The sequence below is a fragment of the Bacillus sp. USDA818B3_A genome, from assembly GCF_009928415.1.
GTDB lineage: Bacteria > Bacillota > Bacilli > Bacillales > Cytobacillaceae > Neobacillus.
This window is the reverse complement of sequence record NZ_JAABNN010000016.1, coordinates 16,414-43,273: the sequence shown is the minus strand read 5'-3', so window position 1 is coordinate 43,273 and position 26,860 is coordinate 16,414. Positions and strand designations below refer to the sequence as shown.

General features: G+C 37.3%; 21 protein-coding genes and 3 pseudogenes. 5 read left to right on the top strand and 19 right to left on the bottom strand.

Features of this window, described 5'->3' with window-relative positions; translation table 11 throughout:
• The first annotated feature begins 10 nt into the window (after positions 1 to 10).
• Entirely contained in the window at positions 11 to 1,231 is a 1,221-nt protein-coding gene (locus GXK58_RS20050; protein ID WP_160724958.1) for an ATP-grasp domain-containing protein, read from the top strand.
• A gap of 382 nt (positions 1,232 to 1,613) precedes the next feature.
• Complete coding sequence (locus GXK58_RS20045; RefSeq protein WP_160724957.1) at positions 1,614 to 2,642, top strand: YheC/YheD family endospore coat-associated protein; 1,029 nt, start codon at positions 1,614 to 1,616, stop codon at positions 2,640 to 2,642.
• 145 nt (positions 2,643 to 2,787) lie between these two features.
• Here the strand turns inward: GXK58_RS20045 and GXK58_RS20040 are convergent, their stop codons facing one another.
• A complete protein-coding gene (locus GXK58_RS20040) occupies positions 2,788 to 3,030 on the bottom strand; it encodes a manganese catalase family protein (RefSeq protein ID WP_160724956.1) in 243 nt (80 codons plus the stop codon).
• On the opposite strand from GXK58_RS20040, the pseudogene GXK58_RS20035 reads away from it, so the two are divergent.
• Together GXK58_RS20035 and GXK58_RS20030 are read left to right on the top strand one after the other, a co-directional pair.
• A pseudogene (locus GXK58_RS20035) lies at positions 2,980 to 3,558 on the top strand (IS110 family transposase); the annotation flags it as partial. The gene GXK58_RS20040 and the pseudogene GXK58_RS20035 sit on opposite strands and share 51 nt — an antisense overlap.
• Positions 3,559 to 3,752: 194 nt before the next feature.
• Positions 3,753 to 4,328: a dihydrofolate reductase family protein gene (locus GXK58_RS20030; RefSeq protein WP_160724955.1), complete on the top strand. Its 576-nt coding sequence runs from the start codon at positions 3,753 to 3,755 to the stop codon at positions 4,326 to 4,328.
• Positions 4,329 to 5,524: 1,196 nt separating this feature from the next.
• Here GXK58_RS20030 and GXK58_RS20025 read toward each other — a convergent pair.
• The 3 genes and pseudogenes from GXK58_RS20025 to GXK58_RS20015 form a co-directional block, all read right to left on the bottom strand.
• Positions 5,525 to 5,932, bottom strand: coding sequence for a VOC family protein (locus GXK58_RS20025; protein WP_160724954.1), 408 nt, complete (start codon positions 5,930 to 5,932; stop codon positions 5,525 to 5,527).
• Between the two features lie 886 nt (positions 5,933 to 6,818).
• A complete protein-coding gene (locus tag GXK58_RS20020; RefSeq protein ID WP_160724953.1) occupies positions 6,819 to 7,400 on the bottom strand; it encodes a GNAT family N-acetyltransferase in 582 nt (193 codons plus the stop codon).
• A 543-nt stretch (positions 7,401 to 7,943) separates the two neighbouring features.
• Positions 7,944 to 9,232 (bottom strand): annotated as a pseudogene (locus tag GXK58_RS20015) (IS110 family transposase).
• Between the two features lie 213 nt (positions 9,233 to 9,445).
• On the opposite strand from GXK58_RS20015, the gene GXK58_RS20010 reads away from it, so the two are divergent.
• Positions 9,446 to 9,949: a divergent PAP2 family protein gene (locus GXK58_RS20010; protein ID WP_160724952.1), complete on the top strand. Its 504-nt coding sequence runs from the start codon at positions 9,446 to 9,448 to the stop codon at positions 9,947 to 9,949.
• Between the two features lie 1,342 nt (positions 9,950 to 11,291).
• On the opposite strand, the gene GXK58_RS20005 is transcribed toward GXK58_RS20010, so the two are convergent.
• The 15 genes and pseudogenes from GXK58_RS20005 to GXK58_RS27740 form a co-directional block, all read right to left on the bottom strand.
• On the bottom strand, positions 11,292 to 12,452 hold the full coding sequence (locus GXK58_RS20005) for an FAD-dependent monooxygenase (protein WP_160724951.1): 1,161 nt from the start codon (positions 12,450 to 12,452) through the stop codon (positions 11,292 to 11,294).
• Between the two features lie 217 nt (positions 12,453 to 12,669).
• Positions 12,670 to 13,521, bottom strand: a complete 852-nt coding sequence (locus tag GXK58_RS20000) for an aldo/keto reductase (protein WP_160724950.1) — start codon at positions 13,519 to 13,521, stop codon at positions 12,670 to 12,672.
• A gap of 67 nt (positions 13,522 to 13,588) precedes the next feature.
• The gene (locus GXK58_RS19995) at positions 13,589 to 14,569 is read right to left on the bottom strand and encodes an aldo/keto reductase (RefSeq protein ID WP_160724949.1); all 981 of its coding nucleotides are present in this window, start codon (positions 14,567 to 14,569) and stop codon (positions 13,589 to 13,591) included.
• Positions 14,570 to 14,721: 152 nt separating this feature from the next.
• Positions 14,722 to 15,573, bottom strand: coding sequence for an aldo/keto reductase (locus GXK58_RS19990; RefSeq protein ID WP_160724948.1), 852 nt, complete (start codon positions 15,571 to 15,573; stop codon positions 14,722 to 14,724).
• Positions 15,574 to 15,617: 44 nt separating this feature from the next.
• Complete coding sequence (locus GXK58_RS19985) at positions 15,618 to 16,325, bottom strand: SDR family oxidoreductase (RefSeq protein ID WP_160724947.1); 708 nt, start codon at positions 16,323 to 16,325, stop codon at positions 15,618 to 15,620.
• A gap of 43 nt (positions 16,326 to 16,368) precedes the next feature.
• Positions 16,369 to 17,538, bottom strand: coding sequence for an MFS transporter (locus tag GXK58_RS19980; protein WP_160724946.1), 1,170 nt, complete (start codon positions 17,536 to 17,538; stop codon positions 16,369 to 16,371).
• Positions 17,539 to 18,003: 465 nt separating this feature from the next.
• The gene (locus tag GXK58_RS19975) at positions 18,004 to 18,642 is read right to left on the bottom strand and encodes a TetR/AcrR family transcriptional regulator (RefSeq protein ID WP_237389721.1); all 639 of its coding nucleotides are present in this window, start codon (positions 18,640 to 18,642) and stop codon (positions 18,004 to 18,006) included.
• 25 nt (positions 18,643 to 18,667) lie between these two features.
• Positions 18,668 to 19,093, bottom strand: a complete 426-nt coding sequence (locus GXK58_RS19970; protein ID WP_442862492.1) for a TetR-like C-terminal domain-containing protein — start codon at positions 19,091 to 19,093, stop codon at positions 18,668 to 18,670.
• A gap of 305 nt (positions 19,094 to 19,398) precedes the next feature.
• A complete protein-coding gene (locus tag GXK58_RS19965) occupies positions 19,399 to 20,853 on the bottom strand; it encodes a glycoside hydrolase family 1 protein (protein WP_202171407.1) in 1,455 nt (484 codons plus the stop codon).
• A gap of 84 nt (positions 20,854 to 20,937) precedes the next feature.
• Entirely contained in the window at positions 20,938 to 22,851 is a 1,914-nt protein-coding gene (locus tag GXK58_RS19960; protein ID WP_160724944.1) for a beta-glucoside-specific PTS transporter subunit IIABC, read from the bottom strand.
• A gap of 392 nt (positions 22,852 to 23,243) precedes the next feature.
• The gene (locus GXK58_RS19955; RefSeq protein WP_160724943.1) at positions 23,244 to 24,623 is read right to left on the bottom strand and encodes a UDP-N-acetylmuramoyl-tripeptide--D-alanyl-D-alanine ligase; all 1,380 of its coding nucleotides are present in this window, start codon (positions 24,621 to 24,623) and stop codon (positions 23,244 to 23,246) included.
• A gap of 243 nt (positions 24,624 to 24,866) precedes the next feature.
• Positions 24,867 to 25,049 carry a Fur-regulated basic protein FbpA gene (locus GXK58_RS19950; protein WP_160724942.1) on the bottom strand — a complete coding sequence of 61 codons (183 nt, stop codon included), beginning with the start codon at positions 25,047 to 25,049 and terminating at the stop codon, positions 24,867 to 24,869.
• Between the two features lie 165 nt (positions 25,050 to 25,214).
• Positions 25,215 to 26,129, bottom strand: coding sequence for a VOC family protein (locus tag GXK58_RS19945; protein WP_160724941.1), 915 nt, complete (start codon positions 26,127 to 26,129; stop codon positions 25,215 to 25,217).
• 356 nt (positions 26,130 to 26,485) lie between these two features.
• Positions 26,486 to 26,581: pseudogene (locus GXK58_RS27745) on the bottom strand (hydrolase); the annotation flags it as partial.
• Positions 26,582 to 26,681: 100 nt separating this feature from the next.
• Positions 26,682 to 26,855, bottom strand: a complete 174-nt coding sequence (locus GXK58_RS27740; protein WP_202171413.1) for a DapH/DapD/GlmU-related protein — start codon at positions 26,853 to 26,855, stop codon at positions 26,682 to 26,684.
• Between the last annotated feature and the right edge of the window lie 5 nt (positions 26,856 to 26,860).

Below are 26,860 nucleotides of genomic sequence, written 5' to 3'. Positions count from 1 at the left end.
GACAAGGCGAATGCGAACCATTGTATTTATTGAAACCAGTAAACATGGCTCCAGTAGAGAAGCAATCAAAGCGGCAGAAAGACTTGGCTATTTTACGGTGTTATTCACCAATAAACAAAGATTCATACAGCAAAGAACAGAATTCCCCGACGTCCATCAAATGATTCTAGTGGATTTATCCAGTAAGGAGGAAATAAGAAAAAACCTCAATCAACTACTAAAACAAGGGAAACAAATAATAGGCATAATGAGTTTTGTACATTCTTACGTTCATTTAGCAGCAACGATTTCAGAAGAATATTGCTCAACCGTAATTTCTACGGATGCCATTGCCAAGATGGAAAATAAAGTTTTAACCCGTGAACTTCTCAAAGGACACCCAAATTCCCCCTATTATGAACTTTATAACCCAAATAGATTTTCATTAGACTACTTTATTAATGTAGGCAAGGACTATTTACCTCTTATTGTTAAGAATCCCACATCTGCCGGTTCAAAAGATGTTATGTTGGCAAATAACGAGGAACAGTTAAAACTGGCCATGCAAGACTTACTTAAAAAAAATGAACAGGTCTTACTGGAAGAGTATTTAAAAGGCCCTCAATATCTAATTGAAGTTTTAGTCCACAATGGAAAAGTCCATATTGTAGCAGTCATCGAACAAGAAATCACCCATTTCCAACGCTTTATCATAACCGGATATAGCCTTCTGCCAAAGCTCAATCAAAGAATGAATCAAAGTATATATAAAGCCGTCAGTTCCATTTTACAAGCCTTCCAGATGAGAAATGGTGCCTGTCACCTTGAGATGCGTTTAGTAAACGGTGTATGGAAGTTGATTGAAATTAATCCGAGAATTTCAGGCGGTGCGATGAATCGTATTATTGAAGTGGGATATGGGATTAATTTAGTGGAGGAAACGATTCAATTAATGTTAGGAAATGTGCCTAACCTTACTAGAAAACACAGTAAGTATGTGTATGCACATTATTTGACGGTTGATTCTAAAGGGAAAGTAAATAGGATTACGGGGAAAGAAGTCACCTCAGAGTATCCCGGTGTAGAAGAGGTGTATATAAAACCACGAAAAGGACAGATCGTACGTCCGCCTATATCAATGGGAGATCGTTGTGGATACATTTTGGCCTCATCAGATAAAAATAAAAGCGAAGCGGAAAGAATTGCCGTGCAAGCAGCTAGCAATATAGAATTCTTCCTTGATCCACTTTAAAATCCAAAGTGATAACCAGTGAGTCTTTAATTTTTAATAATGAAGCAAAATTTCTAGTCTTTTTATAATATCTCTGTTATATGAATGTTGATTTCATTATGTTTGAAAAATAAACGGGAAAATTCCGTTTAAATCGGGAAATACCCATATTTCCTTAAAATTAAAGGAAGTTTTTCCGATTATATTATCCAAATCTTTAGATTTTGTCTTATTTAGAGCAGTTAATCGGAAAATCTCCTCTTATATCTGCTTCTTAAGCTTCCCCTATATACATTAGCCGAAAATTCTCCGCCTATGAATTCTTATATCTAACCGAAAATCAACAATGAATAATAACAGAGCCATCTAATAAAAAGTCTATCGAGAGGTGAAAAAGAAGTAAATGACGCTAATTGGCATGCTTCATCATCGTAAAGATCCAAATAAGGTAAAGAAAGCCTATGCTTATGCATCTGTAGCCAAAGCAGAAGGTGTAGACTTTTTTTACTTTACCCCAGGGAAAGTGAATATCAAACAGCATAAAATTTTAGGAAAAGCTCTTGAAAATGGGCAGTGGATTCAAAAGGAATTTCCTTTCCCTGATGTCATTTATAATGCAAGTTATCTTCCAAGTGAGAAAACTAGACCTATCTATGATTACTTATATGATAGGATTCCGTTTACCAGCCATTCAATTGGGGACAAATTATCGGTATATACCAGAATTAAAAAGGCAAAGAAATATAAGGATTATCTTATTCCTTTTTATGAATTAACGAACGTTCAGATCTTTTTTGACATGATCAAACGTTATCAAAAAGTAATCATCAAACCATTATCCGGGCATCAAGGCGGCGGCATTGTTTTTATTGAAAGAGATGGAACCAATCGGTACAAAATGAATGATGCAGGATTAGAATCATCTATGAATGAAAAACAAATGTCAGCTTGGCTGTCTCATAAAGTCCAAGAACAAAACTATGTCATTCAACAGTTTATCACCAGTCAAACCAAATCGGGTCATGTGTTTGATTTCCGGCTCCATGTCCAAAAAAATGGACAAGGAAAATGGGTGGTGACTTCTATCTATCCACGGATCGGACGTTTAGGGACGATTACTTCTAATATGGGCAGCGGCGGCTATAGTACTTACCTGGATATTTTTTTACAACAAGAGTTTGATGACTCTTGGTTTGATACTAAAAAGTATCTCGAACAGTTTGCAATCAATTTTTCCAATCATTTTGATTCCTTATATGACAATGAATTGGATGAATTAGGAATTGACGTCGGAATGGATGCAAGCCATAAACTATGGCTGTTTGAAGTGAACTGGAGACCAGGTCCGCCTAACATCTATAGTCTTGAATTAGATGTAGCAAAAAATACGATACAGTATGCTAAATATCTAGCAGAGCAAAATAAACGTTAACATCAAAAAAGTCAGCTTGCCGCTGATGAATCTCACCTTCGTTGGGTTGAAATTCATTAAGGTAAGCTGCCTTTCTATTACTTGTAGAATTCAACCTTTTAAGTATCCTAAAAATTTGACCAAGTTATTATATTACTTACAGTTATTAAGGTGTTGGAGGTATTTGAGAATCAGGAGGATTGCCATGGATGTGTAATGGCGGGGGTGCCAATACTGGAACCTGTCCCATTGCAACGTGGTTTTCGATATACTCAAATTCAGCATTTCCATCCATGCTTTCACTCTGGGCCCATCTGCCGTTTGTACTTTCCGTTCCTTTTGAAAAGTTCATAAAAGAATAGGAAACCTGTTGTTTCTCTTGTTCACGATTAAAAGTATTTGGTACCACAAATCTTTAGATAAAGGTAAACCATATCGTAAGAACTTTAGTATTTAACATAATCTTGATGGTTTGGGGAATTTAATAGAGTTCCTAAAAGAAGTTGAAAGAGCAGCTGTCGGTTATCAACATTCGGTTGTTTTAAAATCAACTGGACACTACCATTTTCCCGTTATTCAATTCTTAGAGGAAGAAAAATATGTTTATATTATCGTTAATCCCCTTATCTCATATAGAGCCAAGAGCTCAAGCCTACGAAAGGCAAAAACAGATGCGATTGATGCTTATCATCTGTGTGCACTGTTTTATAAAGAGGAATTAGAGCCTTATAAGAAGCGTGGGGTTCAACTCTTAAACCTTCGTAATCTAACAAGACAACAAGAGAGTATTGCGAAAATTTCAGCGAAAACAAAGATACAGCTACATTCTTTAATCAATCAGGTTTTTCCCGAATACCGAGGGGTGTTTGGAAGCCTCTATTCAAAGGTATCTTTACTTACTTTACTAGCCTTCCCTACTTCTAAGGCTGTGTTAAGTGAAACTCCAAAGTGAATTTTGGTTTGGTTTCGTTACTTAGACAGGAAAAATAGAATACCGCATCGAATAAGAAAATATGTAGGTGAAATCATGCCTGTTTTCTGTGACCGACACGAATGACAAACTTCGGCTTTCTGCTTAAATTGTTAATAGATTAGCAATCCAAATCCCTCTTGAACAAAGGAGAACTAAAAATGAGAAAACTTGTTCTATTTCTGCACGCATCGCTTGACGGTTTTGTAGAAGGTCCGAACGGTGAAATGGACATTGGCTGGGTTTCCTACGATGCTGACTTTGAGAAACACTCGAAAAATATTCTGAGTACTGCCGACACTGTCATATGGGGACGTGGGACTTATCAGATGATGCACAGTTACTGGACATCTGTGCCTTCGGACCCTTCAGCTTCGCAGCATGAACGGAATCATGCCGAGTGGATCGAAAAGACAGAGAAAATCGTTTTTTCCACGACGCTGGAGAAAGTCGAATGGAACAATTCCAGACTGGTGAAAGAAAATGTCGAGGAAGAGATCAAGAACCTCAAACAGCAGCCAGGCAAGGATATGGTCATCCTCGGCAGTCCTGGGTTAGCACACTACCTTATGCAGCTTGATTTAATAGATGAGTATAAAATTACGGTTTCTCCCGTCCTGATCGGCAGCGGATTGCCGTTATTCCAAGGTCTCATGGAGAGGGTCAATCTTAAACTTATTGAAAACAAGACATTTGATTCTGGAGCCATAGCCCTCGTTTATCAGACGGTTAGATGACCTTGTCTTCTAAAGCAGATTACGACGGATACGATAGCTCAATAAGCCGCCTCTTCAACAAGGCGGTTTTCTTATCGTAAAGATCAACATCAGGATTTAACATAGCCTTTTTTAAATAAATTTGTCTTTTTATTGAACTATTCTGCCAGTTACTTTAAGTGCATTTCTTCACATCTCTTTGGTCCATCCGGATTACTACAATCGTGTCTCCAGATCCTAACTTGTCTAATAGCTTGTCTAATTCTTTCGTGTACTATTTCATCGACTCCGAATTTAGAAAAGGCTGCAAACCGAGTGTCCAAATTCTAATCCTTGGAACTAACCCTAGCATATCCGTAAATCATTTTCTTCCCCCCATGGTTCACTTACTCTACCTTGTTCATGCTGCCTTTCCTTATTTCTTATTTAGTTTTATAGTGATCACCATAATAATCAATATCCAAATCTGTAACCATACTTTTAATTTCATGGGCCACACTAGCCACCCATACAATAGCCCCTATGGTGAGCCCTATGCATAATAATGTTATAATTCTTTTCTTCTTTTTCTTCATTGATGTTTCATTCCTTTTATGTAATCTCTCATACAACAAAGTTGTATCATTTCCGCTTAAGTTTTGGAACAACCTTTTAGGACACTCTAAAGTAATAAAATTACATCCTCTTAAATTATTAGACAATTTGTTTCATGGGGTAGAGCCAAAGCATTTATTAATTATAGACTTAAGGTGTTATTTTATTGCCTTCAGGTTTACATACTGTGAGAGCAAACGTCAAAAATCCCGGTATCTAGGAATAGGAAAACCGGGCTTTCTGCTTGGGTTTACAACTATGTCATTCGTTAGAGATTGGTAGATCTAGGACCGTAATAAATATAACATTGCTTGTTTACAGTTTAGTTAATGGACAGGGACAATTTGGTAACATTTCCATTACTTTTTAGGAAACACTCAGCTTATATGTAAAATGTTTATCTAGATTACTATTGAAATTTGACTTGAACAGATTGTTACTGATTACTATTAGGAAGAAAAAAAGACCATTAAGCGATGAATTAGTTTATTCATCCTTCAATGGTCCTTCTATTGCTCCTGCATACCACCAATATTGCTAACTAGTAGATCTTTAGCACGTAACAGTAGATTTCGCTAAATACAATTTTGATTGTTTTAGCATTTTTCCTTTTTTAATACTCTCTAAGCATTATTTTGGGGCGATTCCGGGTGCAACTGCATAAATTCAATTCGATTGCCATCCGGATCTCTTACCCAGCATTGATAATTAAGATCGGCACCCTGCTTCAGTTCATCATCAAGGGTTAAACCGTGGCTCTTTATATGGTTAGCGATTTCATTTATATCCTCTACCTCTAGACATAAGTGTGAATAACCAATAGTAGAGAAGTCAGTAGTTACTTCTTTGCTTCCGCCGTAGAACAGCTCAATGAATTGCCCTTCCCGAACCTTTAAATAAACAATCCAAGGTTCACCGTTATCTTTATTTAATTCAAACGCTTTTTTAAAGCCAAGAACATTACAGTAAAAGCTTAAAGACTTCTCCATATTTTCTACTACAAATGCTAGATGGCCAATGCCTTTAATCATCGGTTATCCTCCAAATCACCGTATTTTAACACTATTCGCAATCATCATCATTCGTACGCTTCAGAGTAATCTATAAAACTTTTTAAAAAATACTCTGTCACTTCGTTGGCTGGCAGGTCCTCCTTACTTTGAACAGCGGACTTGTCGTCCGAAGCGAAACAGCCAAGTACTAGGGAAAAGCATAACCCCAGCGCCATGATATACTATAAATACCTGTTTCGATTATACTCACTCCTTAGTTGGTATAATCAATAAACTATTCAAATTTATAGTAAGTTGAAATATATGCGCTGTCAATTCGTTTCTTTTATATTCAGTAATTAGTGACTTAAAAGGATACTTTTGGATTATAATATTCTATCTTTTCATAATGAGTGTATATTTTTTCGAACGGTGTTATTGGGACAAAAATGTATTTTCCCAAGTGATTAACACGTTTCATATATATGTACCTTATAGGAAAAAAGAAAAGGAAAGACTTATCAATAAAAACCGATCAGTCCACTATTAATTTTCTTACTCCACTAAATGGCAGTTATATATAGTATCAACAATAAAACATTGATATGGTGCACCCTTTATCATTGTTTATATGTATCCATAGAATAGGCGTTTAAGGACTTGATTTGGAGCCTCTGTGGGTACGATTTGTCTTGAAAGGCTGAAGCTGGGTTTCATCAGGCAAACGAGCCTATCATACCCACCTCTCCAAGTAAAGTCCTATCGTTGTTTACGTTGAAAACTATAATTATTTACTATATATAATGCTTCTACAAAGATACAACTTTGGCATTTTTCATATCTTTACTTACGTTGATTACGGTGGAAAATCATACTACATATAAGCACCCTTTAGTTTAATAAGCAACACGTCGAAAATACTGGTTTATCCTAGCATACTCTCCAATTTGTCCTTTACTAGCACCCATTCTTGGTCAATTACACTATAAAAAAAGGAGTCTCTTAGATAACCGTCAGGCATAACCATATGATTCCGAAGCACTCCTTCTTTTAGCGCACCCAGCCGTTCAATTGCCTGTTGGGACCGCACATTTCGACTATCTGTTTTCAACTGAACACGGATTGTCCCAAGTGTCTCAAAGCAGTGTTTCAAAAGAAGATACTTACATTCTGTATTTATTCTAGTTCGCCAAACAGTTGGAGATAGCCATGTCCAACCAATTTCCAAGTTACGGTTCGATATGGATATATTAAGAAAACGAGTGCTTCCTACAATTTTCCCCGAATCCTTATCATAGATAACAAACGGAAATTCGCTTCCTTTCTCTCTCGCTTGGAGTGCTCCATTCACAAGGTACTTCATATCTTCAATCGATTGAACCTTCATTGGCATGTATGACCATATATCTGGATTGTTTCCCACATCAAATAATTCCTGTACGTGATAATCTTCCATAGGTTGTATCTTTACTGTCTCCCCAATTAATACTACTGGTGTTATCTCCATAATTCTTCTCTCCTTTTTCTTCTTTGGTAGAATTATAAAATCAAACTGACCTATTTTTAAGTGCCAGTTGTTTATTTTTTATATGGGTCAGATAAAAGAGGGAGGCTAAGTAACTCTTCTTGCACTAAACTCCCTCTATATAGAAAGGAAAATCTTACGATTTCTCTTGTTTTCTCCAAATTTCGTAGTAGTTTGTTTTAAAATCCATTTGAGGATTGGAATTATAGTGTTCTAAAGGATAATTTTGGGGGCAAAGTGAAAAAGAAACTTATAGTTAACCAAACCAACCTTATCCAAAAGTTGGATAAAAAGCTAAAGTATGGTCGCACTGGTAGATCTCCACATTTCTCATGGAGGTCAACCCTCCCATATCTCACAGAGTCTTTTCTCCAAAATTCCTTCGTCCAACCTTTCCATAAGGTGGATTTCAGTCATGCTGCCCGACAGGGTCCTTGCCAGTATTATAGTTGATTAACTGACTAATCTGTGCTTCAAATGTCTAAACAATAAAACTACTACCTAATGAATTTCACTAAAAGAAATTTAAGCTGCTATCTGAAATTTCGCCATATGAGGAATGTCCCTTAACATACGTTCTTCACTAAATTCACACTGCTTTTTACCGATGGTAAACAGAATACGTATGAGCTTATTACATATTGCAATCAGCGATTGTATCTTTTTTAATGGATTATTTGGGCGTTTTGTAAAATACTCATGTAATGCTTTAAAAGCTTTATTTTTAGCGACCAAAGGCATTGCCACCCGAAAGAGGAGTGCCCTTAAAGTCTTCCTTCCTCTCTTGGTAATTTTGGTTTGTCCTTTGTGCTTTCCAGATGTATTTTCCTTAAGACTAAGCCCAGCTAATTTGATAATCTGCCTGGGGGGTGGGAGTAGTGACTTAGATCTCCTACCTCTGAAAAGAATCCCGCAACGGTGTCTTTTCCTATTCCCTTTATTGCTAACATTTGTTCAACGCCTGGAATATGTTCAAGAAGTTGGTCTATGTTTGATTCCAGTTCTTCGAACTTTTCAATTATAAGTTCATATTTATCTATTAACGTACGCAGCTCTAATTTAGCCATATCAAAACCTTCACGAATGCCAATTGAAACCATTGCCACCTGCTTTAGTTCGTTTATTTTACTGAGTCCTACTGCACGTTTAACAACTTTCCGAAGATGTAGTAATATATCTTGTTCCGAAAGGTTGACTAACTCATGTGGTAATAAATTTAGTTTTAATAATTGAATCGCCGACTTACCTTCCCAATCTTTAAATACCGTAAGGAATTCTGGAAAGTAGCGGTCAATCCAATTATGGATCTGTCCCTGAACTGCTTGAAGATCAACAGCTAAGAGATCACGTATTTTTCGAGCCACTCGGAGTTCTGCATAAACTCCTTGCGGAATGTTCGGTTCAGCATATCTCCCGTCTTTGACCAACTGTGCAATGACTCTTGCATCCTTTACATCATTTTTAGTTGGAGAGTTATCATCTAACTCTTTGCTTTTCTTTACATGCATAGGATTTACGACTACAAATTTGATATTTTGTTCTTTTAGGAAATGAGCTAAATTAAGCCAATAATGACCTGTTGGCTCCATTCCTACGATCACTTTTTTCATTTTGTTTTGATCCATTAAATGTTTAATCCACTCTATGAAACAGTTAAAGCTAGAATTTGTACTTTCAAAGTATAAGGGTGCCGAGAATTCTAAACCTCTAAAGTCTTGGGCTCTTGCCACATGCTTGTATTTAGCAATATCAACACCTATAATTAATGTTTGAGAAGTAATTTGAGCAATCTTTTCATTTTGGTTATAATTCATTTAAATAGCCTCCTGGTAATTTGTTTGTGTCCTTTTTGCCGCCAAGCTTTGGACACTCATATCTTACCAAGGGGCTTTTTTATATTCAAACCTCATATTTCTTCATTATAGGAATGCTGCCCGTTACTTTAAGCATATAAAAATCAAAATTGGGTATCAAAAAGATATATGCCGGATTGGGGTTGACTGATCTGTGGAATGGAGGAGATGCACATGGAAAAGATGAATCGAGGGATTTTGACGGCGCTGTCGGCGATCGGCATAGCGCAAGGACTTAAAATTATAACTCACAAGAAGTTAACGGGAGATTGGGACTTGAAGCAGGCTTTCACAACGGGAGGTATGCCTAGTTCCCACTCCGCAGGTGTAGCAGCTCTAGCTTCCTATGTGGCGGCGAATAAAGGATGGCGACATACTGAGACATCGCTTGCAACAGTGTTTGGCGTGATTGTGATGTATGATGCTCAGGGAATTCGTCGCCATACAGGAGAAATTGCGCAGCTCGTGAACGATCTTGAAGATAATCTAGTGAAATTTTCGGGTGAATTTCCTAGCTTTGAGTATGTGGAGCGAGAGAAAGAACTGAAGGAAATTCTCGGTCATCAGCCGGTGGAAGTAGGAGCTGGTGCGTTGCTTGGCATTGTGCTTGGTCTTATTTCGGCGAAAATCGAGGATAGTAAGCAAATGAAACACGAAGAGATGGAATTAGAAGTATAAATCATTCCAATACGCTTTTTTAATATTAAATGAGTCCTATCGCGACTCCTTTTAGCTTCGGATCTAATCGCTGGCTTTCATCAATATTATTCGTCGGTTTTTTTAAATGTATTTTATAAGTGAGTGTGGGTAAAATCACAGCCCTTTTTTACGAGGGTTTACTGATAGTCTGATATTATTATGATTACATTAACTCGTTCAGAAGAGGGCTTAGTTGAAGAGTAATATTAATCCAACAAGATCTTCCTCGATACATTTAAAGTTTTAATCAGCACGTACTATCAAAAAAGCTCGGTTGTTGCCAACTGAGCTTTTTCGTTTTATAGTAAAGCCAAAATCATCAGTTTCGGATGTTAACTCATTGCAGTTCCAAGAATAATGTCTGGTACTTTCCCATATTGAGAGTTGTTCACTACAGTTAATGCATACATCCGGCTCGAGCATTTTCTAGATTCCTCCTTCCAATTTAGTTCAGAAAAGAAGCGATGGAATATCCAACTATATTTTGTTCTAATCGTTTTATTGAGGAATCTCTCAATATCGAAAACTAATGAAATTTAATCATGCCATAGGATTTTGGTTCTGTTAAACTAAAATACTTCCTTACATCTGACAATATCTTAGTCCTTCATCACCTCCCCTAGTATTATCAATTAATTACCCAATAATGAGTAACAGTCAAGAACATACCATTTTATTGAAAATCGGTGTATTCTTGGCTGTTTTTTTAATACTTGTTGTCTAAATAAAGCGGATCGAAACCATCTTCTTATGAAATTAGTAGTGGGATGGTAAATGTAGCTCCTTGTTGACCTGGACATCTAGTAAGTTAAAGAAGAAAATGTCGTAAAGTAGCATTACATCCTGGGATACCATCATCTGTTGTCTTATTTTATTAATGTATAGAAAAGGCGCTCTAGTGATCGGAATGCTGCCCGAACAACAATAAAAAAGAGCTGCAGCTGCAACTCCATCTTTAATCAAACCCCCGTCGCTTTAAGTACAATTCTTCTAGTTTAAACGGCTATAATTACACTTATTTTTCTCAAAGAATTTATTTGTTTTATCGAGCATTATTATCCCTGCCTTATTTTCAATATTCTGATTCAAAAAAACCTAATCGTAAGTGGACGAACAATCATCTCATTAATCGCTACATCTGATGGTTGTTAAATTGCAAATGCAATGGCACGAGCAATGCTAGCAGGCTCGATTACAATTTTCATATCTTCATCAATTGCAGATTTTAATTCTGATCCTGAAATTCCTTCTGTTAACTCTGTATCAATAGATCCTCATATTTATTTTCTGAATATAGGAAGTTTAATTAAAATTTCTACATTTACCGTCCAAAAGAGCGACTGAAAGATTGTCCAGATTGCACAATCTGACGTACATTCTTTAAACGGCGAGACTCATATTCCAAAAGAGCCTCAACTGCTGCAGTACCTTGTATTCCCTTTGCAACACAGTCTGCCAAGGTAGCAGCATCTTGTAATGAAGCATTAAATCCCGATGCAGTTAGTGGTGTAGGTAGATGGGTAGCATCTCCAACAATTGCTATACGTCCTTTCACAAGTTTGTCAGGAATGTATTCGGCAATTGGTGTTCCTGTAAGGTTACGTGTTTGAATGCTATGAAGAGTCGCGTCTAACCATGGTTGGGTCCATCTAACAGAAGCTTGTTCAGCTAGCTCAACCAGTGTCTGTTCTGGTATGTCAGGAGCATTAAGCGAATGTCGCACAACGTTTCCTTCCACACATCCAAGACGACGTAACAAATCATTTCGAGTGTTATCGTACCAAGCCCATCCTAGTCTTCTATGTCCTAGAGCACGAGAACCGTCTGTTCCAGCAACAATAGAACCGAGTAAAAAGTCACCAATACCTTCTGGCATAGTAGTCATCGGGGCATTACGGCTAGGTCGATGTTCTTCAGGGATATCATTCTCATCTACAATAGCTACCCATATCAAGTATCCCGCAAAAGTTGCGTCCGGTTTATGCGGTGCAACATGACGTCGCACCGTGCTGCGGTGACCATCAGCACCAATCAAAATATCTCCGCGGAATGTCTCTCCCTTATCCGTCACAATCCAAGCAGAGTCGTCGTCCTGATTAACAGTTTGAACGCGAGTATCATAACGTAAATCTATTCTAGGATCAGCTTCGGCTTCTGCACGCAATCGAGACTGTACAGATGACCATGCCTCAACAGACTTAATTCCACCAGAAGCAAGTTTTCTTAAGACTTTCGCTGTTATAGTTCGATCAATATCTCCACTGTCAACTTGCAGAACAGCGCCACTACGTGGTTTCGCTCCAGCTCTTTCTAAAATTGTAACATTTAATCCTGCTCGCGCTAGAGCAATCCCTGCCATTAGTCCTGAAAGCGAAGCACCGACAACTACAGCAGATTCGTTTGTTTCTTGAATAGATTCGGTAATAGAGTCATTGATTGATTCACTCAGGAAATTATCCTTTCCTACATTTTTTTCAGTCATTGTATTTTCTCCTTATCCTACTTGCTACTAATTACACCAAGTAAAAATTTGCAAGTGTTGAAATATTGCCAATACTATTTCATAATCTTAACCTTTATACTTCTATCCTGAGCCGTTAGCACAAAGAAAAAGAGCTACCGCAGCAACTCCTTGTTCAACTCTTGCCCAGTATGTTTAAGACATTTTTTCACATAGTCAACATCTTATTTGTTAATCATTAAATGTTAAATTTCATGTTAATTAACGATTTCACTCTTTCCATGTCGTTAGAACGATTAAACAAACTCTCTTTTGTATCCAAAGTTTTAATTAGTTCCATATCCTCTGGATTTAATTCAAAGTCAAAGATATTAAGATTTTCGATCATTCGTTCTTTACGTACCGATTTTGGAATGACTACGATGCCCCTTTTTGTTAACCAACGTAATATTACCTGAGCAACAGATTTATTATATTTATCTGCTATTGCTATTAATACTTCATTTTTAAATATATTATTTTTCCCTTCAGCAAAAGGTCCCCAAGACTCAATTTGTACATTTTGTTCTTTCATAAATTGAGCATTTTCTATTTGTTGGAAAAACGGGTGTGTCTCAACTTGATTGACAGCAGGTTTAACTTCATGATGCTTTATTAAATCTAATAGGCGATCATTTTTAAAGTTACTAACTCCAATAGCTTTAATTTTTCCTTTATGATATAATTCCTCCATTGCTCGCCAAGAGCCATAGATGTCACCATAAGGTTGATGAATCAAATATAAATCTAAATATTCTAACTGCAATCTGTTTAATGCATTTTCGAATGCTTTTTTTGCACTATCATAACCAGCATCTTGAATCCACAGTTTTGTAGTGACAAATATTTCTTCTCTTGATATACCACTACGTTTAATCCCTCTCCCAACTGCTTCCTCATTTTGGTAAGCTGCAGCCGTATCAATTAATCGATATCCTGCCATAAGAGCATCACAAACAGCTTGTTCACATTCTTTTTCATCTTGAATTTGAAAAACCCCAAAGCCGATTATGGGCATCTCAACTCCATTGTTCAAAATTACCTTTTGCATATTGCTAATCCTCCATTTTCTTTCATAGACATAATATAGCAAGCATTACCTTGTCGTAACACCATAATTAATTATGACCAACTATGGAGTGTGGTACATATGGCTCTTCCAAGTACGCAACTTCTTCCGTTGATAAAGAAACAGAAAGAGCAGCTACTGCATCTTCGAGATGGGAAATTTTTGTAGCACCGACAATAGGAGCTGTTACCGGTTCTTTCTGCAGCAGCCAAGCAAGTGCAATGTGAGCGCGTGGAACATCATGTTTTTCCGCGAGTTCAGCAACACGCTCCACTACCAACCGATCGGCATCTGCAGTTGCATCGTATTTAGCTTTCTGAACTTGGTCGGTTTCCGAACGATACGTAGCTTCCGACCAATCTCGTGTCAATCTTCCTGATGCGAGTGGGCTAAATGGAATCACACCGATTTTTTCTTCCTTACAAAGCGGAAGCATCTCCCTTTCTTCCTCACGGTAAATGAGGTTCAGGTGATTCTGCATGGATACAAACTTTGTCCAGCCGTTTTTCTCAGCAATATGATTCGCCTTTAGGAACTGCCACGCATGCATCGCAGAAGCGCCAATATATCTTGCTTTCCCAGCTTTTACAACATCATGCAGTGCTTCCATCGTTTCTTCAATCGGGGTGTTGTAATCCCAACGGTGAATCTGATAGAGATCCACATAATCCGTTTCTAAGCGCTTAAGACTCTTATCAATTTCACTCATAATTGCCTTTCGGGAAAGCCCGGCACTATTCGGACCTTTATGCATAGGGAAATGAACTTTTGTTGCAAGGACGATTTCATCCCGATTTGCAAAATCCTTTAAAGCACGTCCCACAATTTCCTCACTCGTTCCGTCTGAATACATATTTGCTGTATCAAAGAAATTGATCCCTAATTCTAGTGCCTTTTTAATAATCGGACGGCTTTTTTCCTCATCAAGTACCCATTTATGAACCCAACGCTCTGCTACACCAAAACCCATGGTACCCAGGCAAATTCGTGATACATCTAAACCAGTATTTCCAAGTTTTACATATTGCATTTTTTTATCCCTCTTTCTAATAGATATAATGAATCATATAAAGCTTGGTCTATAATTTAATAAAAAACATGTATCGATAGAAATTGTCAGCTTGCTTTTAAAGTTTACGCTCACTTGTGATATGATTCTCGGTATTTCCTTTTATTACAGCTTTATATATCAAATTTAACGTTACCGAGAAATCTCACGCTTGCTGGATCGTAATGATCAAAGATAAGGTTCTTTTTCGTATCTAAGGTAGCAATCGTCTCCATATCCTCTTGGCTTAATTCAAAGTCAAAGATATTGGAGTTTTCGATGATTCTTTCTTTACGAACAGTCTTTGGAATCACAACGACTTCTCTTTGTGTTAACCAACGTAAAACCACCTGACTAACGGATTTATTATATTTTTCTGCTATTGATACTAAAACTTCATTCTGGAAGATGTTATTTTTCCCTTGAGCAAAAGGACCCCAGGACTCGATCTGAACATTGTTCTCTTTCATCAATTTTGCACTTTCAATTTGCTGAGTGAAAGGATGCGTTTCAATCTGGTTTACGGCAGGAATCACTTCATTATGATCCATTAAATCTATTAGACGGTCCATCTTGAAGTTACTAACTCCGATAGCCCTGATCTTTCCCTCACGATACAATTCTTCCATAGCACGCCAAGAACCATATATATCGCCAAAAGGCTGATGAATTAAATACAAATCTAAATAATCCACTTGCAATTTTTCTAGTGATTTTGCAAATGCTTTTTTTGTACTTTCATAACCGGCATCCTGAATCCAAAGTTTCGTTGTAATGAATATTTCCTCTCTTGGCACACCACTCCGTTTGATTGCTCTGCCAACCGCTTCTTCATTTAGATAAGCAGCAGCCGTATCAATCAGACGATAGCCTGCCATAAGGGCATCATAAACACTTTGTTCACATTCATTTGCATCTTCAATCAGATAAACACCAAAACCGAGAATAGGCATCTCCACACCATTGTTCAAAATTACTTTTTGCATATTGTAATCCTCCTATTTCTTTTGTTATTAAAATTTAAAACTACCTACCAACCGATGGGTTTTCCATCTCTGAAAAATCCCCCATTAGGTCCTTCAGGTCCAATAGTCGCTAACCAAAGGATAGACTCAGCTGCTTGCTTTGGAGTTCTTGGAGCAGATGGTCCACCCATATCTGAACTTACCCATCCCGGACAGACTGCGTTTATTTTGATATCTCCTTTGATTTCCGCAGCTACCAATTGCGTCAATCCATTCAAGGCAAGTTTAGACAACTTATAGGCACCTGTTCCTTGAACGGACATGTCTCTCATCGCCCCAAGTTCTGAAGATACATTAATAATTCTCCCATAACCTTGCTTTTTCATGAGAGGAATAAAGGAATGGATGACATGGTAAACGCCGAAGAAATTAGTTCTCATCGTTTTCTCTAACATGGAAGGGTCCATAGTCAATAACTTTTCATACTCATCCAAATACACGCCAGCATTATTAATCAAAACGTCTAATCTTCCATACCTTTCATTTACTGTAATCGCAGCTTGACGGATGCTTTCTTGATCTTCGACATCCATCACCACAAACGAAACATCCAGATCTGACTCCTTAAGTTTTTGGGCAGACTCATGACCCCTCTTTGGGTCACGACTAGCCAAAATAACCTTAAAACCATTCAAAGCCAATTGTTTAACCAACTCATATCCGATTCCTCGATTCCCGCCGGTGACAAAAGCAACTTGTTTATTCTGTGACATCTTGCTCCTCCTTTTCTCTCCTCATAATAATCTTTGCTAATCCTTATTGAGAAAGTTGTTTTTTGGAACTATACATGGTGTTTCTCATTAAAATGAATACTATGCTCAATATCAAGAATAGCGCCCCTGCTAATAATACGCTTTGGATACCCATGCCCGATAGAAACATTCCGCCTACTGCCGAACCAATGGTTATTCCTAAACTACCAAATGCTAGAAACAATCCATTTGCAAATTCAGGAGCTTCTGGAACTGCAGACGCAATCCAATATTGACTAATATTATTACCAACAGCAAATAAGATTCCCCATAGCAATATAATGATAAACATAGGTGCAGTTAACGCCCCCATTAGGAATACTAAGATGTAAACAGCTCCTAATGCGAATGGATAAGACACTACAGATTTGATGGCATTTTTAGTAAGGATCGTCCCTCCCACGAGGTTTCCTATTAAACTAGCCACTCCAAATATAACTAACATTAAACTGATTGTTTCCCCTGATATTTTAGTAATGGTTTCAAGATACTCAGCTAGGTAAGTGTAAACACCAAATATAGCAGCGTTTATAAATATGACAGCAAAAATGGATAGCCATAAAATTGGTTTTTTTAATACGCTTAATTGTGCTCCGTAAGAATTTCTCTCCTTAACAGGCATAGATGGTACAAACAGTAATATACCAATGAATGCTATAGCATTCACGACAGCAAAGAATATCAACGCATTTTCAACTGAAGTTGCATTAGCAATAAAGGTAGTGATTGGTACACCTATTACCATACCTGCAGATACGCCCAAAATCACTTTAGAAACAGCTTTTGGAACTTGTTCCTGGGAAACTGAGCTAGCTGCTGCTGTTAAAGCTATTGAGATATAAACTGGATGTAAAAAGGCTGGAATCACACGAGCAATTAATGCAATTGTAAAGTTTGGTGCAAATATGGAGACAATGTTACCCAGAACGAAAACGCCAAGTACAAGTAACAAGACCTTCTTTCGATTTATACCAGAGAATAATAAAGGCAAAATTGGTCCAGATACAGCAACAGCAAGTGCGAAGAAACTCACTAGTAACCCTGCTGTAGATACACTGACATGAAAGTGTTCAGCAAGTAAAGGTAATATTCCAACGACTCCCATTTCTGTATTTAAGATGCCGAAAACTCCTAAAGTTAATATAAAAATAAACAAATTATTGCGGTTAGACATTATACCCTCTCCTATTTTCATTAATTATAAATCTTAACTTTTTGGTAATGCATTTCTATTAATAGCTGAACAGATACGTCAGCTGTTTCATGAACGGAAGATCTGGATTTGTACCATTGTGGATACTTATAACATCACCACCTTTCAATAAATAAACGAACGTTCGTTTATTTATAATCAAAATAATAATTAGATATTTTAACCTCTTTCTTTATGTTCATTCTTTACACCTTAAAGGAAAGACTGGAAGGAGTTAGATACTTAGAACTTAAACATTAATCGAACGTTCGTTCATTTTAACTCTAAAAAAATATTAACTTCCACTCGTTGTATATTAAACGAACATTCAATTATAGTCAATATATATTTTTATCAGAGAGAGCATGTTTTTTATACAATGGAGTTAACTAATACAGATTTAACCATTTGCTCCCTCTGAATGAAAAGTTTCAATGGAATCGATTTTCAAGCTTTTACAGCGTCCCAACTCATACGAATAATTTCCTTTATATTTTCCTCATTCAGTTCTGAATTTCCATTAAAATGTTCTTTAGCCAATTCAATGACCGGTCTAAAAGTAAAGATAACCAGCAGATTCGTATCAACTTGTTTAAAAACATGTTGCTGTTTCCCTTTTTCAAATAAACTCTTATAGAGCGGTTCAAACAATTCAAAACTTTCTTCAAGAGAGATTTTGTGAAGTAGGGGTGAATTTTGAAACTGCTCTATAAACAAAAAGTAATCTTTATTGGTTAAGATAAAATGAATAAATTTTCTTAAAGAAGTTTCAAATGCTATTTGTAATGGAGTTGAATCATCGAAATTGGTGAATATTTCTAGACTCATCTTCTTTTTGACATTCAAAAATAATTTATTAAGCAAATCCTCCTTATTTTCAAAATAAACGTAAATAGTCGAAGCAGATACATTGGCTTTTTTAGCGATCTTCGACATAGAAACTTCAGCAAGACCCTGTTCATTTATTAACTCAATTGTTGCATTAAAAATGCTTTCGTTTTTATTTTCATCTTTATGTCTCATATGGCATATGTTAAATGAACGTTCGATTAAAGTCAAGTCGTTCTGAATGACAACTATATGCACAATCACAACTATTCTTATTAAAGTGCTATAGATTCCTCTCTAACAATATCCCCACTTGTTCTGCCACGACTTGAGCCGGTTCAGGTATTCCATTCGTGAAATACGATTCCACTATACCAACGATAGCTGTTCCAAAAAATTTAAGGATAACATCTTTACTTAATCCTTGATTTTTTCCTTCGGATATATCTACTTCATCTTTTAATTCTTCGATGACAAACTCTAGGAAACGATTACGGAAAGAAGGGGCTCCACTACTTGCTAACATAGTCGAAAAAAAAGAATAATTACCTTCAAAGTATTCAAACCAAATCAGATTCCCTTCAACAAAATCCATTTCAGATGCCGATTCGCAGAGTTTCCTTAGTTCATTAACATGTTCTTCAATGAGCTTATCCAATAAATCAAATTTATCCATGATCAAATGGCGGGTAAAATTGCAGGGATACATTTTACTATACAAATTTTTAAGTAATTTCATCACAAATGGCTTTAAACCAATAAAAAATGAGTGCCAATTTCATATACAAATTGGCACTCATTTTAACTTGCATTTTTAATGTTTGTGATAGGAAACGGAACCCGTTCACCTAGATGTCCCTTTTTTTATACTTTACAGGTCTTGAACGCCCCTCTGTCTTGTAAAATCACCTATAACTGAACCTACTTTTACTGGGATTTCAACAATCTAAAGTTTTAAATTAATAAGAAAATCCATATCCAGATAATTTCTTGATATCACTATTAAGTTAATTGTTAAAGCTTCTCTCCATCCGTTGCAATCACATCTTTGTACCAATGGAAAGATTTTTTCGGAGTCCGCTTTAATGTTCCATTACCATAATCATCTTGGTCAACATAGATGAAGCCGTAGCGTTTCGACATTTCAGAAGTACCCGCACTGATTAAATCAATACATCCCCAAGTCGTGTAGCCAATTAAGTCTACTCCATCTTGAATGGCATCTCCCATTGCTTTGATATGCTCACGCAGATAATCAATTCGATAATCATCTTGAATCGTACCATCTTCTTCCACCTTGTCATATGCACCTAAGCCATTTTCTACGATGAATAAAGGCACTTCATAACGGTCATACAATTTTTTCAAGGTGATTCTTAATCCAGTTGGGTCAATTTGCCAGCCCCAATCAGATGTTTCAAGATAAGGGTTCAAAATTCCGCTCGAGAAGTTTCCTTTTTGTTTTAACTTTTCCGGATCACCGCTCGCCACCATCGTCATGTAGTAACTAAATGATAGGAAATCAACAGGGTGCTGGAGCAAGATTTCTTCATCACCAGGTAACATTTCGATTTGGATATTATTTTTTGCAAAATAGCTTAACATATGGCTTGGATAATAGCCGCGAACCTGAACATCTGTGAAGAAAAGATTCTTTTGGTCTTCTTCCAATGCAACTAGGACATCTTGTGGATTACAAGTTTCTGGATATACTTCCATACGAGCTAACATACAGCCGATTTGTGAACCAGGAATGATCTCATGGCAGGCCTTAACCGCTCTTGCACTAGCCACAAATTGATGGTGAAGCGCTTGATAAACGGCTTGTTCCTTATGCTCCACGCGGTCGATCAGAAGTCCAGAACCGATATATGGTGAAAATTGAGAGATATTGATTTCATTAAAAGTTAACCAATACTTTACTTTATCTTTGTAACGGTTAAAAACGGTTTCTGCATAATTAACAAAGAACTCAACCACGCGGCGGTCAGCCCAGCCGTTGTATTTTTGAACTAAGTTAAGAGGAATTTCATAGTGTGATAGAGTCACTAATGGCTCGATCCCATATTTTTGTAATTCAGCAAACACCTTGTCATAAAAAGCTAGACCTTCTTCATTAGGAGTCAGCTCATCTCCATTTGGAAAAATACGCGGCCAAGAGATAGACATACGGAAGACTTTAAAGCCCATTTCCGCAAACAATGCGATATCTTCCTGATAACGGTTGTAAAAATCAATTCCGCGTCGCTTTGGAAAGTTTTCTCCATCCCCTAACGATAATAATTCTTCTAATTCCTTCTCGCTTTTAACATCCATTTCAGGATCATTTCCGCGTTCCTCTTTTGGCACAAATTTAACCATATCGAAAATGGATAAACCTTTGCCGCCTTCATTATATGCACCTTCTAATTGGTTTGCTGCGGTTGCGCCGCCCCATAAAAAGTCTTTAGGAAATTTAAAATTAGTCATGATTTCTTACCTCCAATGATATGTAGGATTGATGGTTCCGGCTTTGAGGCCGGAACCATATCCATTAAAAGTTTGAACCTGAAATTACACAAGAACTAATAGCTTTTCATTTTTATCAACTTTTCCTGCCTGTAATACTTTAACTTCTTGATAATCTGGCGTGTTTGTAACAACAATCGGTGTTACGACTTGATAGCCTGCTGCTTTAATCGCTTCTACATCAAATTCAACTAATAAATCCCCTGCTTTAACCATATCACCTTGATTTACATGAGCAGTGAAATGTTTACCTTCTAATTCAACTGTATCCATCCCCACATGAATGAGGATTTGTGCACCATCTTCAGATGTTAAACCAATCGAATGTTTTGTTTTAAACATCAGGGTTACTTCTCCATTAACAGGAGAGAAAACTTTTCCTTCAGATGGGTTAATCGCTACACCTTTACCCATTGCTTCACTTGAAAATACTTGATCTTTTACTTCAGATAAAGGAACGATTTCACCTTTGATTGGGCTAGCTACAGCTACTGGCCCATCTTGTTTTTTCACTTCTACTTTTGTTGCTTCTACTTTTGTTTCTTCTTTGCTTGCTGTGTCTTTGAATCCAAAAACATAAGTTAAGATAAATCCTAGTACGAATGATACTACAATCGCGATCATCGCACCCCAGAATGGCATATCAAGTCCTGCACCTGGTTTGATATAACTTGGAATAGCGAAGATTCCCATGCCGCCGAACATCCATAATTTACTTCCAAACGCACCCATCAATCCGCCGCCGATTCCACCAGCAATACAGCTCATGATGAAAGGCTTTTTAAGCGGTAAAGTAATACCGTAAATCGCTGGTTCTGTTACACCGAAGATACCTGAAATGAATGCTGGGATACTTAGAGATTTCAACTTCTTGTTTTTAGTCTTTAACAAAACAGCTAGAACAGCACCAGTTTGTGCAAATGATACAAAAGTGACTGTAGCTAAAATTGGGTCAAAATGCATTGATGTAATGTTGTTCATTGCAATTGGAACAAGTCCCCAGTGAAGACCAAACATAACGAATACTTGCCAGAAACCACCAAGGATTAAACCAGCCACGATTGGGCTTAAATTATAAATCCAAATAGTTGCGGCACCTAGTAAGCTTCCAGCCCATGTTGCAATTGGTCCGATCACTAGGAAGGTTAATGGAACCATCACCATTATGGTTAAGAATGGAACTACGAATGTTTTTACTACATCAGGAATGATTTTCTTGAATCCTTTTTCTACCTTTACTGCAAAAAATGCTGCTAATACAATAGGAATAACGCTTGACGCATAGCTCATTAAGATAACGGGAATTCCTAAGAATGTGATATGAATATCAGATTGGAATAACGTTCCTTTAAATAAAGTGTAAAGTGGCTTTCCTGCTGACAGCGCTGTCAAACCTGGATGAACAAGAGCTGCAGCGATGGCCATACCGACAAACGGTGTACCGCCAAATTTTTTCATTGCTGTGTAACCTAGGAAGATCGGTAGGAAATTGAACAAGCCATCTCCAGCGATATTTAATAGGTTATACGTTCCAGAAGTTGCTTCTACCCAATGTAAAGCTAAGAATAAAGCGGCCAAACCTTTTAACATACCTGTTGCTGCAAGTACACCTAAGATTGGAGTGAAAACTCCAGAAATCATGTCGATAAATTTGGCACCAAGACCGACTTTTTTACCATCATCATCATTTGAAGCGTTTTCACTAGCGCCGCTAAGACCGCCCACTTCTAATACTGCCGCATACACATCTGGCACGTGGTTGCCGATAACGACTTGATATTGTCCGCCACTTTTCATGACCGTAACAACACCATCTAAGTTTTTAATTTCCTCTGTCTTTGCCTTGTTTTCGTCTTTCAATTTGAAACGAAGTCTTGTTACACAGTGGAAAACACTATTAATATTTTCTTTTCCGCCAACTAACTCGAGAATGTCTTTCGATAACTTCTCATATTTCATGTTAGTAACCTCCATAAATTTAAAATAGAAGAATAATAGATTTCGCGCGCGGAAAGAATAACAAAAAGACAGGCAAAACCAAAAGCACGGACCGTTCGAGCAATGCGCTCGGGACGATCATGTGATTTAGGTTTTGCCTGCCTGACCAGTAACAATCCTAGTGAGTATTCTGTTATCGCTTTCATGTTTTTACTATACTATCATTCCGAGTTTCCTGTCAACGGTTTCATAAAATTTTTTTGAATAAAATTGTCGAAAATTGAAAACAACCTTAGCAACGCTACTAACCGCCTATTCTTTTCATAAAATAGGGCAGCTTTCTGTTCACCATCTCCCCCCTTGGAAAATTGGAGTTCAAAAGCTGCCTTATGCTTTGAAAAGTTTCAACCATATTAATTTCTTAAATATTCAATGACATCATCCATGTCTGAGTCATTCGCGTTCGTTTTGAAATAGACAATGTCATTTGGGATTAAAAATGCATCAAAAAACCTTTTCATCTCATCTGCATCTGAAAAATGGTAAACATGGTCTGGATTTACCCCTGCCTCTATCGCTGGCTTCTGAAAATCTTTTGCTATAAACCCTTTAGTGATAAGAATATCGATCCCCAAAGCAGCGACTAAATGTCCTGCCTTTTCGTATTCTTCATCTGCATATTTACCAAGCGCGCACATTCTTCCCAGAACAGCAATTTTTCTTTGATTTGGCAATGCAATCTTGCTTAGCGTTTCTAACCCTTTTTTCAGGGAAGCCGGATTTGACTTCCATGTATCGTCCACGAGCGTGACTTGATTACGTCCTTCCATGATTTCAAAATGGGATCTCATGTGATGATAAGAGGATAATCTTTTTAACGCATAATGAATATCCACTCCTAACACTGCGGCGGCGGCCAATGATGCTACTGCATTATAGACGCTATGATCACCAAGACCCGGAATATATCCTTTATATTCATTATTCTTATATTCCATCCAAAAAGTCATGCCGGACGCTTCATATTGATACTTCTCAATCCTAAACATAGCATTCTTGTTTTTTCCGAATGTGATAATTTCTCCCTTAAATTTAGACGTATCAATGGAGGCAAGATGTGGGTCGTCCGAATTTAGGATAAGAATTCCCTCATTATTCATACCTTCCATGATTTTTGCCTTTTCGGCAAGATAACGATCAAACGAGCGGATTTTATCCGTATGATCTACATCTATCATGGTCATAATTCCAATCGTCGGGTAAAAATACTTACAGGATTCCGTCATATCCCCTCTTTTAGATACGGCTGTTTCAAACACGGCCACATCCGTGTCTTCCTCAATTCCCAATAAATATGAAAGGTTGTAATAATCGGCGTTTTTGCTGGAGATGGTTGCTTGAACATTGTGTTTTTCTTCTAGGATATGTTTTAGCATTTCCTTCGTAGTAGACTTACCGCATGTACCAGTAATGGCAACGACAGGAATGTTAAACAGATGCCTGTAATAGGACGTGAATTGAAAGAAACTCTCTTTGAGGTCCTCTACCATAATGATTTGCTCAGGCTTTAAACTTTCCATTTGAGAAAATGGTGTATCTGTAACAATAAACACATTCTTGTACTTCTTGATCCTTTCAACCGGCACCTCCAGGTTGCTCAAACGAAAATATAAGGTATGACTCCTAATTTCAGGTCTGGCATCAGTGACTGTCTTAATCCGTATACCTTTTTGCTTTTCATTAGGCTGAATGTTCATTGCCGTTAATATGTTTTCTAATAATAAAGTCTTCAAAATATCCCTCCAAAGTTCCTTTTTAAAAAAAGCATCTCCCCTCATAAAACAATTCCATATTCTTATAGTGAACGTTTCACTTTGAAATCACATGCTAATGTATCATATGACGAGCTACCCATTGCAGGTGTGTGATAAAGACTAAGTTTAGGAATTAAAGGGAACTTTTAAAGATATTTTCGTGCAAAAAAAGACCGCAGGTGTGGAACACCTGCAGTCTTTTTTATCGTAGACATATTTAATTTATACAATCTGGATAGAGCCAAACTCACCATGCGGGTGGTTTTGTACTTTAAATCTTCTATACTCATATTCTAATCTTGATAGTGGCAACTTATAAAGCTGTTGATCTTCTTTGTTGTATACGTTAAAGAAAATTAATTTATTGATAAGTTTTTGCCGCTTCTTTTCATCATTCTTTCTCATCAGAAACACACTCCCTTTAGTTATACAAAACATTCCTGAATACAACAACTTATATATCTGTTTATTAGGTTAATTTCATTATAAACCTATAATTCCTACCTGTAAAGTAAGAATTAAAACAAAATAAAAAAGGCACTATCATCATGACAGTGCCTCCCGAGATACTTATCCCTTGTATGCTTTCTGTAATTCCGCAATATCAAATTTCTTCATTTTAAGAAATGCTTTCGTAACACGCGCAAGCTGCTCAGGTGTGCCCTTTGACATCATCACGTTCATCTCACTTGGCACAATCTGCCAGGATATACCAAACGGATCTTTCAGCCAGCCGCATCGCTCGGCTTCAGGAACAGCAGAGAGCTTTTCCCAGTAATGATCAATCTCTTCTTGAGTGTCGCAGTACACCATAAATGAGATGGCCTCGTTGAAGCTGAATTTATGATTGTGTGCGCTATCCATGGCGGAAAACCACTGATTTTCAACCATAAAATCAGCGTTCAAGATGGTTCCTTCTTTGTCAGGTTCCATACCTTTTGGGTAACGGGTGAGAAGTCCCTGCTTTGCGTTATTAAAAACTGATAAGTAGAAATTAATCGCCTCTTCCGCCCTACCGCATTGATCACCTACAAACAAAAATGATGGCACGATGGCAGGCCGCTCCTCACTTTCTGGATTGGTTAGGATTAACTGCCAGGACAAGCCAAACTTGTCTTGGATCCAGCCAAACTTCTCACTGAACGGATACTGATCAAGAGGCATTAACGCTATGCCGCCATCGGTCAATTTTTTCCAAACCTCATTTAACTTTTCGCTCGCATTTTTATCTTTCGATGGGTCAAAATTCACGATGAAAGAGATTGACGGGTTGATTTTGAAATATGGTCCTGCGCTGATTGCCATGAACTTCTGTCCACATAGCTCAAAAGAGACGATATTTGATTCTCCTGAGGGCGTGTCGTTGATTTGCGTTTTACTAGTAATTTTGGAGTCTGGAAAAATGGAAGTATAAAACTCTGCTGCTTCTTTTGCCTCTTTGTCATACCATAAATGCGGGACGATTTTTTGCTTACTATTAGGCATAGTTATTCCTCCAATAAAATCTCTTTATTAATGCTCAAATATTTTATCCTTTATAAATAATACCAAATTTTTCTTTAACACTTCTACCATACCCGAGAATTGTAAAGGAAAGCAACCGTATATTATTGTTTTTGAGGACATTTGTACTGCGGAACGTCAAAAACGCCTTCAAATCATTTGAGGGCGTTTTTGACAATTGGAGGCAATACTCTCTTACCAGTTTAATTGTTTCATTTGATATCGGTTTTTTTACCTAGCTTCCTGCAGCGATAACATTTGAATGATTGTTCTCATGACCGCATCTTCTTCATTAGAACGTATAATAAAATTCGTAGCATCTTTTAATTGATCAACAGCATTACGGACTTAACGTCCATGTACAGTTCTCTATTAAAATCAACGCTATTATTCAAGAATGTTCCATCCATATCGGTTAACACTAATTTAATCATCTGATCTACTCCTCTTATGATGAATTATCTTAAGTTAGCTTCCTCGTCCAAATCTTCTTGGGTTTTTTCTCTGTCCTTATAGTAATATTTCATATCGTGTTCATTGATGGTGCGTGCAAGGATTGCCAACAGCAACCGAATTAGCAGGAATATCTTTCGTCACTACACTTCCAGCACCGATGACACTGTTATCGCCAATGGTTACCCCGGGACAAATGATGCTGCCTGCTCCGATCCAGCAATTATCCCCAATTTTCACCGGATCCGCATACATATATC